General features: G+C 70.8%; 14 protein-coding genes. 8 read left to right on the top strand and 6 right to left on the bottom strand.

Annotated elements, in window-relative coordinates:
* Window positions 1-48 precede the first annotated feature (48 nt).
* The 3 genes from LY13_RS14010 to LY13_RS14000 all read left to right on the top strand — a co-directional run bounded on the left by LY13_RS14010 (window position 49) and on the right by LY13_RS14000 (window position 3,882).
* A complete protein-coding gene (locus LY13_RS14010; RefSeq protein ID WP_253828863.1) occupies window positions 49-264 on the top strand; it encodes a hypothetical protein in 216 nt (71 codons plus the stop codon).
* A 127-nt stretch (window positions 265-391) separates the two neighbouring features.
* Entirely contained in the window at window positions 392-2,776 is a 2,385-nt protein-coding gene (locus LY13_RS14005) for a phosphoketolase family protein (protein ID WP_253828862.1), read from the top strand.
* On the top strand, window positions 2,773-3,882 hold the full coding sequence (locus tag LY13_RS14000; protein WP_253828861.1) for an acetate/propionate family kinase: 1,110 nt from the start codon (window positions 2,773-2,775) through the stop codon (window positions 3,880-3,882). Before LY13_RS14005 ends, LY13_RS14000 begins: the two co-directional genes overlap by 4 nt.
* 133 nt (window positions 3,883-4,015) lie before the next feature.
* Here the strand turns inward: LY13_RS14000 and LY13_RS13995 are convergent, their stop codons facing one another.
* From LY13_RS13995 to LY13_RS13975, 5 genes are read right to left on the bottom strand one after another with little or no spacing between them, the layout of a single operon-like run.
* Window positions 4,016-5,092 (bottom strand): GNAT family N-acetyltransferase, encoded by a 1,077-nt coding sequence (locus tag LY13_RS13995; protein ID WP_253828860.1) that lies wholly within the window; start codon window positions 5,090-5,092, stop codon window positions 4,016-4,018.
* The gene (locus tag LY13_RS13990; protein WP_253828859.1) at window positions 5,089-6,132 is read right to left on the bottom strand and encodes a GNAT family N-acetyltransferase; all 1,044 of its coding nucleotides are present in this window, start codon (window positions 6,130-6,132) and stop codon (window positions 5,089-5,091) included. The genes LY13_RS13995 and LY13_RS13990 overlap by 4 nt, the downstream gene beginning before the upstream one ends.
* A complete protein-coding gene (locus LY13_RS13985) occupies window positions 6,129-7,277 on the bottom strand; it encodes a hypothetical protein (protein ID WP_253828858.1) in 1,149 nt (382 codons plus the stop codon). Before LY13_RS13985 ends, LY13_RS13990 begins: the two co-directional genes overlap by 4 nt.
* Window positions 7,274-8,329, bottom strand: a complete 1,056-nt coding sequence (locus LY13_RS13980) for a GNAT family N-acetyltransferase (protein ID WP_253828857.1) — start codon at window positions 8,327-8,329, stop codon at window positions 7,274-7,276. The genes LY13_RS13985 and LY13_RS13980 overlap by 4 nt, the downstream gene beginning before the upstream one ends.
* A complete protein-coding gene (locus LY13_RS13975) occupies window positions 8,326-9,126 on the bottom strand; it encodes a hypothetical protein (protein WP_253828856.1) in 801 nt (266 codons plus the stop codon). The genes LY13_RS13980 and LY13_RS13975 overlap by 4 nt, the downstream gene beginning before the upstream one ends.
* 272 nt (window positions 9,127-9,398) lie before the next feature.
* Here LY13_RS13975 and LY13_RS13970 point away from each other — a divergent pair, with 272 nt between their 5' ends.
* Genes LY13_RS13970 through LY13_RS13950 form a run of 5 tightly spaced genes read left to right on the top strand, consistent with a single transcriptional unit; the run spans window position 9,399 to window position 15,478 of the window.
* On the top strand, window positions 9,399-10,400 hold the full coding sequence (locus LY13_RS13970) for a glycosyltransferase family 2 protein (protein WP_253828855.1): 1,002 nt from the start codon (window positions 9,399-9,401) through the stop codon (window positions 10,398-10,400).
* On the top strand, window positions 10,397-11,614 hold the full coding sequence (locus LY13_RS13965) for an ATP-grasp domain-containing protein (RefSeq protein WP_253828854.1): 1,218 nt from the start codon (window positions 10,397-10,399) through the stop codon (window positions 11,612-11,614). Before LY13_RS13970 ends, LY13_RS13965 begins: the two co-directional genes overlap by 4 nt.
* A gap of 11 nt (window positions 11,615-11,625) precedes the next feature.
* Window positions 11,626-12,909 carry a hypothetical protein gene (locus LY13_RS13960; RefSeq protein ID WP_253828853.1) on the top strand — a complete coding sequence of 428 codons (1,284 nt, stop codon included), beginning with the start codon at window positions 11,626-11,628 and terminating at the stop codon, window positions 12,907-12,909.
* A 17-nt stretch (window positions 12,910-12,926) separates the two neighbouring features.
* Entirely contained in the window at window positions 12,927-14,744 is a 1,818-nt protein-coding gene (locus LY13_RS13955) for a carbamoyltransferase family protein (protein WP_253828852.1), read from the top strand.
* Window positions 14,741-15,478: a hypothetical protein gene (locus LY13_RS13950; RefSeq protein ID WP_372493830.1), complete on the top strand. Its 738-nt coding sequence runs from the start codon at window positions 14,741-14,743 to the stop codon at window positions 15,476-15,478. The genes LY13_RS13955 and LY13_RS13950 overlap by 4 nt, the downstream gene beginning before the upstream one ends.
* A gap of 121 nt (window positions 15,479-15,599) precedes the next feature.
* Here LY13_RS13950 and LY13_RS13945 read toward each other — a convergent pair whose 3' ends face one another.
* Window positions 15,600-17,231 carry an FAD-dependent monooxygenase gene (locus LY13_RS13945; RefSeq protein ID WP_253828851.1) on the bottom strand — a complete coding sequence of 544 codons (1,632 nt, stop codon included), beginning with the start codon at window positions 17,229-17,231 and terminating at the stop codon, window positions 15,600-15,602.
* Between the last annotated feature and the right edge of the window lie 23 nt (window positions 17,232-17,254).

Raw genomic sequence — 17,254 nt, 5'->3', positions numbered from 1 at the left:
CTCCGCGAACCCCTGTGGAACGGCCGTGATGGCCGTACGCTGGCCCGCATGAGGATCAGGAAGACGCTCGCCGCGCTGGCCGCGGTCAGCGCGCTGGGTGCGGTGGCCGCCTGCGACGAACCCGTCGAGGAGGACGGCAACCAGCAGGAGGAGAACGGCGGCGGCCAGTACGGCGACGACGAGGGCGGCGAAGGCGGCGAGAACGAAGGCGGTGACGAAGGCGGCGGTGACGAAGGTGAAGGCGGCGAGGGCGGCGACGACTGACGTCCCCGGCGAGGCGGGACGCGGCGGCCTCCGATCGGGCCACGCCTGCGGCCGTCCGGGTTGAGTCGCGGCAGCGTTCGGGTACCCGGCGGCGACCTGGCCGAACCCGACCGCGAGGGGACCCGACATGGCCGGACAGGCGATCGCGACCGATGTCCATCCGCTGCACGACGACGAGCTGACCGCACTGGACGCCTACTGGCGCGCGGCGAACTACCTGTCCGTGGGGCAGATCTACCTGCTCGACAACCCGTTGTTGCGGGAGCCGCTGCGCGTCGAGCACATCAAGCCGCGGCTGCTGGGGCATTGGGGTACCACGCCCGGTCTGAACTTCGTCTACGCGCATCTGAACCGGATGATCCGGCGGCGCGACAGCAACGTCATGTACGTCATCGGCCCCGGCCACGGCGGTCCCGGTCTGCTCGCGAACAGCTGGCTCGAAGGCACCTACCCCGAGGCCTATCCCGCGGTCGGGCAGGACGAGGACGGCATGCGCAGGCTGTTCCGCGAGTTCTCGTTCCCCGGCGGCGTGCCGAGTCACGTGGCGGCGGAAACGCCGGGGTCGATCCACGAGGGCGGTGAGCTCGGCTACTCGCTCGCCCACGCCTACGGCGCGGCGCTCGACAATCCGGATCTGCTGGTCGCGTGCGTCGTCGGGGACGGGGAGGCCGAGACCGGCCCACTGGCCACGAGCTGGCACATCAACAAGTTCCTGAACCCCGCCACCGACGGCGCGGTGCTGCCGATCCTGCACCTCAACGGCTACAAGATCGCCAACCCGGCGATCCTCGCGCGCATCCCGCGGGAGGAGCTCGATGCGTTGCTCCGCGGCTGCGGCTACGTGCCCTACTACGTCGAAGGCGACGATCCGGCGACGATGCATCGGGACATGGCCGCCGCGCTCGACCGCGTCGCGGGCGAGATCGAGCTGATTCAGCACGGTGCGAGACAGGGCGAACTCACCGGACGTCCACAGTGGCCGCTTCTGGTGCTGCGGACCCCCAAGGGCTGGACCGGTCCGTCCGAGGTGGACGGTGTGCCGGTCGAGGACACGTGGCGGTCGCACCAGGTCCCGTTGGCCGGGGTGCGGGACAATCCCGAGCACCGCGAGCAGCTCGAGTCGTGGCTGCGGTCGTACCGGCCCGACGAGCTGTTCGACGCACGCGGCACGCCCCGTCCCGAGCTGATCGCGCAGGCTCCCGCGGGCGATCGCCGCATGGGAGCGAATCCGCACGCCAACGGCGGGCGGCTGCTGAAACCGTTGCGGCTGCCGGACTTCCGTGACTACGGATCCGAGGTCACGACCCCGGGCGCGGCGACGTCCGAGCCGACGCGCGTGCTCGGCCGGTGGCTGCGTGACGTGATGCGCGACAACGACGACCGTCGCAACTTTCGGTTGTTCGGCCCGGACGAGACCGCGTCGAACCGGCTGGACGCGGTCTACGAGGTGACCGGGAAGCAGTGGCTCGGCGAGCTGCTGGACACCGACGAGCAGCTGGCCCGCGACGGTCGCGTCATCGAGATGTTGTCCGAGCACGTGTGCCAGGGTCTGCTCGAGGGGTATCTGCTCACGGGCAGGCACGGGGTGTTCTCGTGCTACGAGGCGTTCATCCACATCGTCGACTCGATGTTCAACCAGCACGCGAAGTGGCTCAAGACGAGCAAGCAGCTCGACTGGCGCCGGCCGGTCGCGTCGTTGAACTACCTGCTCACCTCGCACGTGTGGCGGCAGGACCACAACGGGTTCTCGCACCAGGACCCGGGCTTTATCGACCACGTGATGAACAAGAAGGCCGAGATCATCCGCGTGTATCTGCCGCCGGACACGAACACGTTGCTGTCGGTCGCGGACCACTGTCTGCGCAGCCGCGACTACGTCAACGTGGTGGTGGCGGGAAAGAACCAGACGCCGGAGTGGCTCGGCATGGACGACGCGGTGCTGCACTGCACCCGGGGCGCGGGCATCTGGGAGTGGGCCAGTTCCGACGACGGTGGAGAGCCGGACGTGGTGCTGGCGTGCGCCGGTGACGCGCCGACGTTGGAGGTGCTGGCCGCGACGTCGATCCTGCGGGAGCGGCTGCCCGACCTGAAGGTGCGCGTGGTCAACGTCGTCGACCTGATGCGGCTGCAACCGGCGGGCGAACATCCGCACGGGATGACGTCCGCGGAGTTCGACGCGTTGTTCACGACGGACCGGCCGGTGTTGTTCGCCTATCACGGCTATCCGTGGCTGATCCACCGGCTGACCTATCGGCGGAACAACCATCGGAACATCCACGTCCGCGGTTACAAGGAGGAGGGCACGACCACGACGCCGTTCGACATGCTCGTGCGCAACGACATGGACCGGTTCCGGCTGGTCATCGACGTGCTCGACCGGGTGCCGGGCCTCGGGACGCCGGCGGCGTGGCTGCGGCAGGACATGGCCGACACGCGCACGCGGCACGGTGCGTGGACGCGGGCCCGCGGCGACGACCTGCCCGAGGTGCGGGACTGGGTCTGGCCGTCGTGACGGGACGGCCGGACCACGTCCTGGTGGTCAACGCCGGGTCGTCGAGCCTGAAGGTGCGGCTGCTCGACGCCGCCGACGAGGTGGTCGACACTCTCGACCTCGACGACTGGGACGGGGAGGACACGGCGGAGCTGGAACGGTTCGTCCACGGGTTGTCCGCCGTGGACGCCGTGGGGCACCGGATAGTCCATGGTGGACGGCGCTTCCGTGAGCCGGTGCGGGTCGACGACGAGGTGCGCGACGAGGTCGCCGCGTTGGCCGAGCTGGCGCCGCTGCATCAGCCGCGCGGTGTGGCGGGCATCGACGCGTTGCGGCGGGTTCTGTCGGACACCCCCGCGGTGGCGTGTTTCGACACGGCGTTCCACGCCACGATCCCGGAGCCGGCCGCCACGTATGCGCTGCCCGCGGAGTGGAACCGCCGGTGGGGGCTGCGCCGGTACGGATTCCACGGCCTGTCCCATGCCTACGTCACGAGACGCGTGTCGCAGCTGGTCGGAACGCCCGCCGAGCGGCTGCGGATCGTGTCGTGTCACCTCGGGGCGGGTGCGTCGCTCGCCGCGGTGTCCGGTGGGCGGTCGGTCGACACGACGATGGGGTTCACGCCGCTGGCGGGCCTGGTCATGGCGACGCGCACCGGCAGCGTCGATCCGGGACTGGTGCTGTGGCTGCAGCAGGAGGCGGGTGTCGACGCCGAGTCCCTGTCGCATGCACTGGAGTTCGAGTCCGGACTCGCGGGACTCGCGGGCGGCACCGGGGACATGCGCGAGGTCATGTCCGGAATGGACTCCGGGGGCGACGCGTCGCGGTTGGCGTTCGAGGTTTACACCCACCGGCTGCGACGGGAGATCGCGGCGATGACGGGCAGCCTGGGTGGGATCGACGTGCTGGCGTTCACCGGCGGTGTGGGGGAGCACAACCCGCGCGTGCGTGCGGAGGTGGCAGGCGGGTTGGCCTACCTCGGTGTGGAGCTGGACGAGGCGGCCAACGAGGCCGTCGCCGAGGACGCCGACATCGCCGCGGCAGGCGCAGGCGTACGCACTCTCGTGGTCGGCGCGCGGGAGGATGTCGAGATCGCCGCCCACACCCGCCGCACGCTCGGTGCGTGACTCCGTGGCCGTCGACCCGCGGGGACGCGGCGTCACCGGCCGGTGCGGACGCCGACGGCGGGGCCGTGCTCGGTGCCCCCGCCGGCAGGCTCTCGCCACGGTCGGCCGCATCGCCGTTCCCGTGTTCGGTGGATCACCGCAGCGGGACGAGGGCGGCGTGCTGGGACACCGTCCTGGCGCCCAGTGTGTGTTTGAGGTCCACCATCTTCTTGCCCAGCACGAGGCCCCGTTTCCCGGAGGTCACCGCGAAGCGCACACCCTGGACGTACATGTCGAAGTAGACGTTCCGCCGTCCTCCGCGGTGGAGCGGCAGCACCGACCACGAGCGCATCACCGGCCACTCCGGATGGTCGAAGACGAGCGCCAGCGCGCGGAGCGCACCGGAGACCGGGTCGGTGTAGCGCACCCCGATGACGTCCGGTCTGCGCAACAGTGCCTCGAGGTAGCCGGTGAACATCGGCAGCGGCACGATCGGTACGTCGTGGTGTTTCTCCGCGTTGTACCGCAACAGCGCGGCGACCTCGCCGGGATCGGCGTCGGCCATCGACCCGACCCGAACCTCCAGGCGGGGATCGTCGGCGACGGCCCGCCGGATCTGCTCCAGGCTGCGCCGCCGGCTCGCGCGCAGGCCGGACCGCCACTGCTCCACGGACTCGAACCCGGCGGTGTCGAGCACGCTGATCGGCTCGGTGGCGCGCACGATGCGCAGCGGTGCACGCACGGCAGCGGCGTCGGCGTCACCGAGCTGCCGGGCCAGCAGCAGCCGGGCCCCCGTACCGAGGGTGCCGCGTATCGCGGGGGCGTAATCGGTGACCAGCCGCTGGGCCGCGCCGTCGGCGAACCACCAGCCCGCCGCGGAGGCGTTGTTCGGCGACCGGACGTCGAGCCCTCCGACACGTCCGCCGCGTGTCGTGCGCGCGAAACGGTGACGCCGGGTCGGCGGCCCGACCCACGCGGCCCACACGACGCCGCACGGGCCGTCGTCGCCGTGGAACACCGTGACGTACTGGGGTGTGCGGGCCGCCCACGCCTGCGCCGTCATCGCCTCCCACGACCAGTCGGCGTACAGCCCTGCGTCGGCCCGGAGACGTGGCCAGTAGGCGGGTTCGGGGTCGAACCGCGGGTCGAGCACCTCGTGGTCGGCGCTCGTCGCCGCATGGTCCGCCAGGCGGCGGGCGCGGTCCCGGTATTCGGTCGACGGCCCCGTCATCGGCACACCGGCCGCGGGACCATGACCGTCTGCAACGGTTGCGGCGCGAACCCGAGCGACCCCTTCACGTCCTGCATGCCGCGTCCCGACGAGATCGACGGCCTGTCGTTGTCGATCATGAAGCCGACCACCCTGGCGTAGGCGTCGAAGTACAGGTGCCGCTTGCCTCCCTTGTCCGGCGGCACGGCCGCCCAGTGCTGGTGCAGCGGCGTCACCACGTGGTCGAGCACGGTGGTGAACGCGAGCAGCCGCCCGGAGTCGGTGTCCCGGTACGTCAGCGTGGCCACGTCGGATCTGCGCACCAGTTCGTGCAGGTACTCGGCCGTCACGGCGCCACGGAGGTCGAGCGGCACTCTGCCGAACTTCGCCCGGTGCGTATGCAGGAGCGTGGCCAGTTCGGCCCCGGCGACGTCGTCCCTCGCACGTCCACATCGGATGGTCAACGACGGATCGGCGGCAATCTTGCGCCGCTGGCCGCGGATGCTGTGGCGCCTGCTGCGCGCGAGCGAGGTGACCCACTCGTCGACATCGGCGAACCCGTTCCGCAACAGGGTCGTGGGCACGGCGTCGCGCACCACTCTGCCCCGGCCGCCGACGTCGGGGAGCTCGGCGTCCCGGACGTACCGGTGGATCACGCCGCCGCAGCCGGGGCCGAGGAACGACACGACGGCCCGTTCGGCCGCGCGCGTGATCGCGCGCCGTGCCGCGGTGTCGAGCTCGGGCGCGAACACGCGGCCGGACGTGCCGGGCATCCACGGTTGGTGCACCTCGGCGAGGCGGGGCGCGAACCGCGCGATGCCGCCGACCGGCCTGCGGCGGTGCGGGTCCCCGGGGCGGGCCACGGTCACCGACAGCGCGGCGACCGGCTCACCCGCGTCACGGGCGACGACCAGCAGGTTCGGGCAGCGGGACGACGCGGTCTCGAGCTGCAGCATCCGGTACGACCACGGTGCCGGAAGGTGCCGGTCGGCGGCAAATCGAGCCCAGTCGGCCGGTTCCGGGTCGCGGCGCGGATCCAGGACGTCGATGTGCACCGTCATGTCGTGCTCCCCATGCGTTTCCGGTGGTGGCCCGTCGCGTCGCCGGCCGGAGTGCCGGTTCGTTGCAGCCGGTCGGCGAGAACCGGCCCGCCGCTCAGCAGCGGCCGCGGCGCCGCGACGGTGTGCAGTGCGCGCGTGCCGCGGAAGCCGAGCGCCGCCTTCTCGTCGAGCATCGCTCTGCCCGCGGTCAGTTCGGACACGCCACGCTCGATCGCCCGTGTGACGGCCTGTGCGTAGGCATGCCGGTGGAGGCCGGGCCTGCCGCCGTCGGCCCGGGACACGGCCGCCCAGTGGTGGAACGCGGCCGGGTGCCGCTCGTCGATCATCGTGGCGAACCCGAGCAGCCTGCCGGAGGGCGTGCGGTAGGTGCGGGTGAGGACGTTCGGCCTGCGCAGCAGCGCGTCCAGGTACGCGGGGGAGACGGGGCTGCGGGTGTCCATGTGCAGGCCCGCGAAGCGGGAACGCTGACCGCCCGCCCACGCCCGGGCGTCCTGCCGCGCCCGGTGTGCGTTGAGCAGCGCGGCGAGTTCGGTGGCGTCCAGATCGCGGCGTCCCGCTCCGATGTCGGTGCACACGCGCGGGTCCGCCTCGACCGCGTCGATGGTGCTCCGGACCTCGTCGTCGAGGCCGGCCCACCACTCGTCGACCGTGGCGGGCGGCCGGAGCACCGCGGCAGGGTCGATCTCCCGGCGCGCCCGCCCCGGCCCCGACATCGCGTCGGCCAGGTCGGCGGTCATGGCCCGGTAGAGGACGCCCAGCAGACCCGGGCCGATCCTGTCCGCCAACGCCCGTTCGAACTCGCGGATCGCGGCCCGCAGGTCGACACCGGAGCGGAAGACGGCGGCGGGATAACCGCTGTGCAGGGGGAGGTAGACCTCCGCCCACCGCGGCCGCCAGCGACCGAGCCGCCGCGGCGGCGGTCCGAAGCGGCTCGTGCGCCAACTGCGGCAGATCATGACCTGCAAGCCCCCGACGACGCGTCCGTCCTGGCGCACCACCGCGAGGACGGGCGGGTTGCGGGCGGTCCACGCCTCGAGCCGGAGGAGCGGGTAGCGCCACACCGGGTGCAGGCGCAGTGCGCCCGCGAAATCCGCCCAGCCCGGCGGTTCGGGATCCAACCGTGGGTCCACGATGTCGACGTTCACCGGCCCATCACCGGCCTCGGCGCGATGACGCCGTGGACGTCCCGCGGCGTGAACCCCAGCGACGTCTTGACGTCGAGTTTGCCCCGGCCCGAGGAGATCCGCGGCCTGCCGTGGGCGATGCACCAGCGCACGGCACGGACGTAGGCGTCGAAGTACAGACCCTGTCTGCCGCCCTCCTCGGGCGGCAGCGCCGCCCAGTGCTGCTTGACGACGACGTCGTGGTGATCGAGCAATGTGTTGAGGGCGAGGAGTCGTCCGTCGGTGTCGTGATAGGTGAGTGTGTGCACGTCGGGTCTGCGCACGAACGCCTCCACATACGGTGCCGCGATGGGTGAGCGCGTGTCGCCTGCCGGGGTCGGGAACCGCGCGCGATGGTCGTTGAGCAGGCCCGCCACGGCGGCCGCGTCGATGTCGGTGCGGCCTGGTCCGCCGCGGACGACGAGAGCCGGGTCGGCCTCGGCGCGCCGGTGCTGCCTGCGCAGCCCCGCGCGCCTGCTCTTGCTCAGCGACGCGAGCCACTCGTCGACCGAGGAGAAAGTGTTGTCGAGGACCGCGGACGGATCCGTGCGCCGGTGGATGCGGCCGCGGCCGATGAGCTCGGGCAGCAGGTCGGATCCGACCCCGCGGTAGAACAGCCCGGCCAGACCGGCACCGAGGCGGCGCGCGAGGGCGCGCTCGGCCGAGCGCACGGCCACGCGCAGGTGGTCGCCGGACACCCCGGGCCGCCGGACGACTCCGGGCAGGCCGCTGAGCCACGGCTGGGCGACCTCCGCCCACATCGGACCGCGGCGGGCGCGCCGGGGTGCGTAACGAGGAGTGCGGGTCGGCCGGCACACCAGTGCCGACAGCGCCACCACGATGCCGTCGGTGTCGTGCACGGTGACCAGTAGCGGGGGATTGCGCGTCAACCAGCCTTCGATGCGCAGCAGCTCCGGTTCCCACACGGCGTGCGGACCGGCGGTGCAGGCGAACTCGGACCACCCGTCGGGTGCGCCGTCGACGCGAGGATCACAGACACGGGCGTCGACAACGGTGTCGGAGCGGACCGTCATGTCTCGATCACGGGAGAGCCATGACGGGGACAGGCCTGCACCTCTCCCGGCACGCCGCCGCCGACGAGTACGTCGACCAGCCGCGGCGACGTGCGGTCGAGCACGGTGAACGCGAGCCCGCCCGTCGTCTCGCGCACGTAGACGTGCCTGCAGTCGACGTGCCATCGGCCGCAGTCGCGGAGCACGCCGAGGTAGCCGAGCAGCGGGTCGTGGAGCAGGCCGAAGGGACCGCCGGTGAGGCTGTCGATGCGGTGGTGCGGGACCCGGTCCGGCGGCGGCAGCTCGGTGGGCGGTTCGGCGGAGCGCAGTGCCGCGGACAGCGCGTCGAGGTTCTTGTCCTCACCGACGGCCAGTACCCGTTCGCCGCGTCGCAGCGTGTCGACGATCTCCCTCAGTACGGGCCCGTCGTCGAGGGGAGTGGCGGCGTCCGGGTGCAGCACGCAGCCACGGGACCCGGAGGGCAGTCCGGTGGGCGGGCGTGTGACGGCGGCGTCGACCACGACCACCAGGCGGTGCGAGCGCCGCTGGGTGGCGTGGGTGAGCAGGCCGGCGAGGCCGCGTGCCGGGTCGGGTTCGGTCGACCCGCCCGCGAGCGGTGCGGTGTCGACCAACCGGCGCTGCACCGTGTCGGCGGCGAGCGCACCGCCGTTGCTTCCCGTCCTGTCCGGAACGAGGACCGGGTCCGTGCGGCCGTGCAGCGCCCAGGTCTCGCGGTAGAGCGGGACCGTGGCGAAGGCCGAGGAGACGGCACGCAGATAGGCCGCCCGCCACAGCCTCGAGGCCAGCGAATTCCACATGGGTGGGCAGTGTGCCACCGAATGCCCGGATTCGGACCGCGAATTCCGGGATTGCGCCGAAAGGTCGTGCGCGTCCCCGTTTCGACTTCGGCCGAACGGGTCAATCCCAACTTTCCGTCTTGCTGTGGACATTTTGTCGGATATAACTCTCGGATCCGTTCCTGCTGGGGGCAGAGACTACTGACGAGTAGAAACGCGAGGGCATTCATGCCGTATTCGCCGAGACGGATTCTCGTGCGAGAAGCCGGTCCGGTCCTGGTGCGTGACCTGTGATGGAGCCGGACGCAGAGTGCGCGGACATCACGAGCGTCACGGTGGTGATTCCGTGTTATAACGAAGTGGACAATGTGCGTGCCTCCTACGAGGAAATCGTCGACGAGCTCGGGGACCTCGACCTCGAAGTGATCTATGTCGACGACGGGAGCACGGACGGCACGCTGAATATCATTCGCGGGCTCGCGGAACAAGACCCGCGGGTGGACTTCATTTCCTTCACGCGGAACTTCGGTTTCGAGGCCGCGTTTTCCGCCGGCTATCGCTACGCCGAACGGCCGTGGGTGCTGCACGTCGACGCGGACCAGCAGTTTCCCGCGGCCGAGGCAAGGGTGCTGATCGCCGAGGCCCGGCAAGGCTACGACGCCGTGTTCGGGGTGCGGACCAACCGCCAGGACCCGCTGCTCCGGCGGTGGGGCACCGCGGTGTTCCACTACCTCGCCCAGCGTGTGCTGAAGGTCGAGATACCCCGCGGCGCGACCGCGTTCCGCCTGGTCCGGACGGACCTCGCACGCCGCGTGGTCGACCTGGAGATCGGCACGCCGTACTTCATGGCGACCGTGCCGCAACTGACCAGCAGGTACACGACCGTTGCCGTCGGCCACCGCGCACGGGAGCGCGGCGAGTCCAAGGTCGGGTTCCGGTTCCTCGCCTCGCATGCGGTGGAACTGTTCGTCGGTTTCACCCGCAGGTTGCCGGGAGTCGCCGCCGGGCTCGCACTGGGCACCGCGGCGTTGTGTGGCGTGCTGGCCATCGGTGCCGCCACCGGGCTGCTCGGCGTCGCAGCGACCGCGACCGCGTTGTTCGCGGTGCTCGCGGTGATCACAGCGGTGCTGGCGGTGGGCGTCCGCTACCTGGTCACCGTCGGAGCCGGTCAGCCGCGGCCTCGCCGGTTCTACATCCGGGAGACGTCGCTGCGCGACCGGGTGGATCCCGCCGACCTCCTGCTCGACGAACGGCCGACGGCCCCGCGGCCGCGACGGGCGGAGGTGGCGTCGTGACGACACTGGTGGTGCTGGGCGGTGCCGACGGTTCGGTCGGCGTGTACCAGCGGGCGAGAACACTGGGCTACCGGACGATCTGCGTCGACATCCGGCCCACCGCGCCGGGTGTGCTGCATGCCGACGAGTTCGTCCAGCTGAGCGTGCGCGCACCGGAACGGATCGCGAGCACGCTCGCCGGGCGCGACGACATCGTGGGTGTGCTGTGTCCGGCCAGCGACGTCGGACTCCCCGCGCTCGCCTGGCTGACACGGCACTGGAACCTTCCCGCGCTGCTGCCGGATCTGGCGATGCGCGCCTCGGTCGACAAATCGGCCTTCCGGGAGCTGTGCGTGGAGCTGGGGCTGCCGGGCTACCGCGCGGTCAGTGGCGCGCCGGACGACGACCTCGTCAAGCGTGCGCGGGAACTGCGGTTTCCCGCGCTGGTCAAACCGGTCGACTCGTCGGGAAGCAGGGGCGTCGTCGCGTGTGCCGGACCGGGGTCGTTGCGGTCGGCGTTCGCCGAGGCGGTGGCGTTCTCTCCCGAGGGCAAGCTCGTCGTCGAGGAGTACCTCACGGGCGAACATCTGACCGTCGAGGTCCTCATGCGGCGGAGCCGGGTCGCGTTCCATGCCGTCACCGAGCGGACCATCACGCCGCCGCCGTACTTCGTGACGACGGCCCACCTCGTACCGGCGGAGCTTTCGTCCGAAGTGGATGCCGAACTCGTGCGCATGCTCGAAGCGATCTGCGAGCGGATCGAGTACCCCGACGGCCCGTTGACGCTCGACGCGGTGCTGGGGCGCGACGGCACGTTGTACCTGGTCGAAATGGGCGCACGGATGGGCGGAAACGGCCTCGCCGAGCTCGTCGAGTCGTGCTACGGCGTCGACATCATGGCGGCGACCATGGCCACGGCCGTGGGCGAGGAGCCGGTGCTGACGCCGCGCGACCCCGTGCCGACGATGGTGCAGGTGTTCGGCGCAGACCGGGCGGGCAGGCTCGCCGAGGTGACGGGCCTCGACGAGGTCCGCGCCCACCCGGCGGTGGTCGACCTCCGGCTGTTCGCGGAGGAGGGTACGTTCGTGCGCGCCTACGAACAAGCGGGCTACAAGCTGGGCTACGCCGTTCTGCAGGCGTCCACGATGGACGAGTTGCGCGACGCGGCCGAGGCGGTGCGGGGAGCGCTCAAGTTCCGCCTCGACGACGTCGCACAGGCGGTGCCGCGGCCGTGACGGGTGCCGCGGTGGGCGCTGTGCCCCGCCGGCTGATGATGCTCCGGCTGCTCCTCGGCCGGGGCTCGTTCCGCGCCAGCGTGCAGCTGATGCAGGTCGTGTTGGCGGTCGTGTGGGGCACGATCGCGTACGGCCCGTTCGCCAACGCCCTCGGTGCGTGCGCGTGGCTCGTGTTCCTGCCCAACGCGGCGGAGAAGAGCGCCCTGAAGCTGGCGCCGCGGGTGCGCGCCACCCGGGCGACGGTGGTCGCCCTGGCAGTGCGGTTCGCCGTCGCACCGGTTCTCGTGTTCGCGGCGGCGCTGCTCGTGACCGCCGTGGCGGCACCGGAGTCGGCACTGCTGCCGTATCTGGCCGCGGCCTGCTGGCACACGTGCTCCGGGATGCTGATGACCGTCTCGGGCCTGCACCGCCTCCGCGGACGGGCCGCCCTCGACGCGTGGGCCTTCACGGCGGGCGCCGTTCTGGTACTCGGCGTGACGCTGGCCACCTGGCTGGCGGACTGGTCGCCTCGCACGGTGCTGCTGGTACTGCCCGCGGGACTGGCCGTCGTCGCGCTGACCGCCGTCGCCCTGTTGCCCCGTGACTGGAGTCGGCCGGAACCGTTGCGGCGACGCCGACTCGTGCTCGCCTACGGTCGCACGACGTGGCTGCTCGGTGTGCCGGAACTGCTGGACGCGCTGACCGTGGCGGTCGTGTTCTTCGTGCTCGCCGCCGTGGGCCGGGTGGCCGACAGCGGCCCCTTCTACCTCGCGATGCTCGGCGCGAGCGCGTTCTGCTCGATCGTGCGCTACCAGTTGCGGATCCATCAGCCCGGTGTCTCGCTCCGGCAGCGGGGCAGCGGCGCGGTGACGGGCCGGTCGCGGGCCATGGCGATCCTGCGGGCGGTCGTCGTGGGCGGTGTCGCGTTCGCGGTGCTGTTCGCCGCCGCGCTCTCGATCCCAGTCAGCCGTGACGCGCTGCTCGCCGACACGGGCCTCGCCATGTGGGCGGCGCTCGGGACGCTCACCGCCGTCGAGGTCGTCGCCGCCGTCGCGGTGATGTACGGGATCTTCCTCATCGAGAACACGGGGGGCCCGCTGCTGGGCGTGAGTTTCCGGGGAGCGCTGTGGCGGCTGGTGGCGACGACGGTGTGTGCCCTGTGCCTGGTGCCGCCGTTCGGTGCCGCGGGCGGGTTCGCCGCCGTCGTGGTCGCGCTGGCGGTCGAGGCGGCCGCGTTGCACCACATGGTGCGCAGACGTCATTCCGGGCCCCTGCCCACCCGGCCGTCGCGGGCCGGTCTGTCATCCACCACGTAACACCACGGAGCGAGAACATGTACGTACTCGGTATCAGCAGGGTTCACGACTCGGCGGCGGCTCTGGTCCACGACGGCACGATCGTCGCCTTCGCCGAGGAGGAGCGGTTCACCCGCGTCAAGCACGACGGCGGGCTGCCCGCGAACGCGATCAAGTTCTGCCTCGACCAGGCGGGCATCACCCTCGCCGAGGTCGACCACGTCGCGTACTACTGGCAGCGTTGGAAGGAGGCGATCCACGCGGCGAAGGTGTTCGCGCGGTACTTCCCGGGAACGCTGGACGTCTTCCGCAACCCGGACGGCGCGTCGGGCGGCCGGGCCGCCGGGATGCTGAAGACACTCCGCAGCGGGGGCGGCACGGGCGTCGACGACTACCACGTCGGCGGTGCCGTGCTGGCACACATCAAGCGCACCTACACGCTCGAGCGCGACATCAAGGAGGCCGTCGGCCATACGGGACCCGTGCACTTCCGGGTGCACCTGGTGGACCACCACCGCGCCCACGCGGGAAGCGCCTACTACATCTGCCCGTGGGACGAATCGGCCGTGCTCACGCTCGACGGCATCGGCAGCGACGGAGCCTCCACCCTGCTGGCCCACGGTCGCGGCGACACGATCAGGGAACTGCGGCGCATCAAGTTCCCCCATTCGCTGGGCGCGATGTACGCCGGCGTCACCGGGTACCTCGGGTTCTACCCGACCCGAGACGAGGGCAAGGTCATGGGCCTGGCCCCGCTGGGCAGGGACACCTACGTCGACGCGTTCCGCGAACTCGTGCACCTCGACCCGGACGGCGGGTTCGAACTCGACCTGAGCTGGTTCGAGCACCACCGCACCGGCAAACACGTGATGTCGCAGAAGTTCCACGACCTGTTCGGTCCGGCACGGCCGAAGACCCGCGTGACGGCCGACAATCCGGTGCCCCAGCACTACTGCGACGTGGCCTACGCGCTGCAGGTGACCCTCGAGGAGGCCGGACTGCACCTCGCCCGATGGCTGCAGGCCGAAACCGGGTCGACGCGGCTGAGCGTGGCGGGCGGCGTGGCACTCAACAGCGTGATGAACGGCCGCATCCTGCTGGAGACGCCGTTCGAGGACTTCTTCGCCCAGCCGGCGGCGGCCGACGACGGCTGTGCGGTCGGTGCGGCCCTGGACGTCAGCGTGGGCACCTACCGCCGCCCGCGGCCGCGCAGCGGATTCACCTACACCGGCCCGGAATACACCGAGACGGACATGGAACTGGCGCTCAAGGACGCGGGGCTGGACTACGAGCGGCACGACGACATCGCCGCCCACGCCGCCCAGCGGATCGCCGACGGGCTCATCATCGGCTGGTTCCAGGGCCGGATGGAGTGTGGCCCGCGCGCGCTCGGCAACCGTTCGCTCGTGGCCGACCCGCGCGATCCCGAGTCGAAGACCCGGATGAACGAGAAGGTCAAGCACCGGGAGGCGTTCCGCCCGTTCGCGCCGTCGTGTCTCGCCGAACGGGCCGGGGAGTTCTTCGCGAGCGGGTATCCGTCGCCGGTGATGCTGCTGGTGTTCGACGTGCTGGAACACCAGCGGGACGTCGTGCCCGCGATCACGCACGTCGACGGGACCGCACGGGTGCAGACCGTCTCGGAGGAGGACAATCCCCTCTACTATCGCATGATCCAGCACTTCGAACGGCTGACCGGAATCCCGATGGTGGTCAACACCTCGTTCAACGACAACGAGGAACCGATCGTCATGAGCCCGGCGGATGCCGTCGCGTGCTATCTGAAGACCGATGTGGACGCGCTCGCACTCGGCCCGTTCTGGGTGGAGAAGCCGCGGATGGAGGACGACGACGCATGACCGCGACGATGCCGGGATCCGGGCCGTCCGCTGCGGGCCGCAGGAGCGACGACGGCGGCCGGGGCTGGGTGGCCGCGTTGTATCGAGCGCGGGGCTGGCTGTGGGTGGTGCCCACGGTGCCCGCGGCCGTACTCGCACTGCTGATCATGGTGGTGCTGCCGCCCGACCAGACGCTCGACAACCTCGCCGAATGGGCCTTCAAGCTGAGCCCGTTCGCGTTCGCCGTCGTCGCCGTGGCGCTGCTGCCGAAGTGGCGGGTGGCTCCGGGGCTGCTGTTGCTCGGCGTGATCGGCTACATGGCCTACATCGACACCGAGATGGTCATGCGCATCCAGGAGTTCGGGCGCAATGCCGATCAGGACGGTGCGTTCGAACCGGTGTACCAGTTCGAGCTGTTCATCACGACGTTCATCGTGCTGCTGATGCTGTTGGCCTACCGGCTGGGCGGGGCCAGGACCGCCAACGTCCTCAAGACGGGTGTCGCGGCGATCCTGGTCGTCGTGTCGGGACTCAACGACCTGACGTTCTGGGCGCTCAACGACGTGTGGGCCGCGGGTTCGCGGCCGCCGGACCTGCCGTGGGCCTCGCACATCATCGTGTTCACGGGCGTGCCGAGTGTCGCCACCGCGGTGGTGTTCATGGTCGTCCACGTCGCGCTGGCCGCCGTCGTCGCCGCCCTCCCCGTCGGTCGGTGGGTGGACCGGGCACTGGGGGTCGAGCAGGTCCGCCGCTGAGCACGGTCCGCCGTCGGGCCTGCGGCCGGTCGACGTCACCGGGCGCCCTCCCCGACGGCGGACCGTGCCCGGCGTGGGGCGAGCACGTCGTCGGTGCGGCGTGGCTCGCCGTGGCCGGTCGTCACGCGGGCGTGAGGGTGCGCGCGGGTGTCAGCCACTGGCTCACGTACTCGGTGATCCGGTCGCCCTCCTCGGGCAGGCACGACAGTCCGAGGTACAGGTCGGGCCGGATCAGCACGAATCGACCGCGACCGTCCACGTCGTACCGTTCGGAGATCTCGCCGGTCTCGTCCGGGGTGCGGTGGTCGAAGTCGAACTCCTCGTCGCTGCATTCGCCGATCAGGTGGGAATGGACGTACCCGGGGAACAACGCGTCCAGCTCGTCCCGCAGGCGCCCGCCCTGCTCGACCGCGGCAGTGGGATCGCCGCCCGGCACGATCAGCAACGTGAACTGCGGGCGGCGGCACACGTCGTACACCCGCTTGGCCGGTTCGGTCGTGAGCGTGGCGTCGGGCGCCCGGTCGCCGGCGCGCGGCCCTCCGACCTCGGTGAGGTTCGCGGGGAGTCGCACGACGTCGCGATAGGTGTGCGCGAGTCCCGAGACCAGCCGGATCGTGTTGTGCTCCCAGCCGTCGGCCTGCGTGAGTTCCCACCGCTCCTCGGGATCGACCCCGAACCCCATCACGATCTCATGGGTGGCGAGCGCGCCCTGGCTCACCTGCTCACCGATCGGTTTGCGCTCCTGCTCGTAGGTGTCCAGGATCGCCTCGTCGGCGTCGCCCTGCAGGACGGCCGCGAGCTTCCAGCCCAGGTTGAACGCGTCCTGCATGCACCCGTTCATGCCCTGGCCGCCGGACGGCGAATGCACGTGCGAGGCGTCCCCGCAGATCAGCAGCCTGCCGTTGCGATAGCGCTCGGCGATGTTGTTGAGGATCTCCCACGAGGTCGCCCACACCGGTTCACCGACGGTGAAGCCGATCCCGATCCGGTCGGCAACCTCCTGGAACGCCTGTCGTTTGTCGTCGGCGTAGACGTATTCCTCGGTGGGTTCGCTCATGTAGATGCGCCAGTACTTCCCGGGAAGCTTGGTGCAGTTCATGAACAGATCCCTGGTGAAGTAGTAGTTCATCCACCGGTCGTCGAACGTCACGTTGCTCAACTCGACGTCCATCATCGCCATCGCCGCGACCCGCTCGCCGACGAAGTCGATTCCCTCGGCCTGCCGCACGAAACTGCGCACCCCGTCGCAGCCGACGACCCACGGAAAGGTCTGCGTCTCCGTCGTGCCGTCCGGCAGCGCGAACTCGGCCGTCACCTCGTCGTCGGAGGCGTCGACGCGCGTGACCTCGGTGCGGTACTCGGGCACCATCGAGTACGTCGTGTACAGGTGCTCGCGCAGCACCTGTTCGAAATCGTTCTGGTTGATCTTGTAGTAGAATGGGAACCGGGTCGGCAGGCTCCGGTAGTCGGTGCGCGGTTGCCGGTCCTCCGGCAGATGCGGGAAATGGTAGATGTTTCCCGGGCATTCCAGGCACACCTCTTCGAGCCGGTGGGCGACCCCGAGGTGTTCGAACATTTCCATCGACCGGGCGTGCACCGTCATCGCCCGGGTGGTGTGCGACGGTCCTCTGCGCTTCTCCACGATCCGGACGGGGATCCGCCTGCGCAGCAGTTCGTGCGCCAGGATCAGTCCGGTCGGGCCGGCCCCGACGATCAGCACCTGCGGCGATTCGGACAGGGGAGGCGTGTCCATTCTTCTCACGACCTTTCTCTTCA

This window comes from Prauserella aidingensis (assembly GCF_024171865.1).
Taxonomy (GTDB): Bacteria; Actinomycetota; Actinomycetes; order Mycobacteriales; family Pseudonocardiaceae; genus Prauserella; species Prauserella aidingensis.
The sequence above is the reverse complement of the archived record's forward strand: the minus strand, read 5'-3'. Positions and strand labels throughout refer to the sequence as shown.

Bases quoted from the DNA above. Each gene is read 5' to 3' on its own strand.
- LY13_RS13975 (WP_253828856.1), bottom strand. From the start codon at position 9,126: ATGTGGAATTCGCTGGCCTCGAGGCTGTGGCGGGCGGCCTATCTGCGT.
- LY13_RS13945 (WP_253828851.1), bottom strand. From the start codon at position 17,231: ATGGACACGCCTCCCCTGTCCGAATCGCCGCAGGTGCTGATCGTCGGG.
- LY13_RS14010 (WP_253828863.1), top strand. From the start codon at position 49: ATGAGGATCAGGAAGACGCTCGCCGCGCTGGCCGCGGTCAGCGCGCTG.
- LY13_RS13995 (WP_253828860.1), bottom strand. From the start codon at position 5,092: ATGACGGGGCCGTCGACCGAATACCGGGACCGCGCCCGCCGCCTGGCG.
- LY13_RS14005 (WP_253828862.1), top strand. From the start codon at position 392: ATGGCCGGACAGGCGATCGCGACCGATGTCCATCCGCTGCACGACGAC.
- LY13_RS13950 (WP_372493830.1), top strand. From the start codon at position 14,741: ATGACCGCGACGATGCCGGGATCCGGGCCGTCCGCTGCGGGCCGCAGG.
- LY13_RS13970 (WP_253828855.1), top strand. From the start codon at position 9,399: ATGGAGCCGGACGCAGAGTGCGCGGACATCACGAGCGTCACGGTGGTG.
- LY13_RS13955 (WP_253828852.1), top strand. From the start codon at position 12,927: ATGTACGTACTCGGTATCAGCAGGGTTCACGACTCGGCGGCGGCTCTG.
- LY13_RS13990 (WP_253828859.1), bottom strand. From the start codon at position 6,132: ATGACGGTGCACATCGACGTCCTGGATCCGCGCCGCGACCCGGAACCG.
- LY13_RS13980 (WP_253828857.1), bottom strand. From the start codon at position 8,329: ATGACGGTCCGCTCCGACACCGTTGTCGACGCCCGTGTCTGTGATCCT.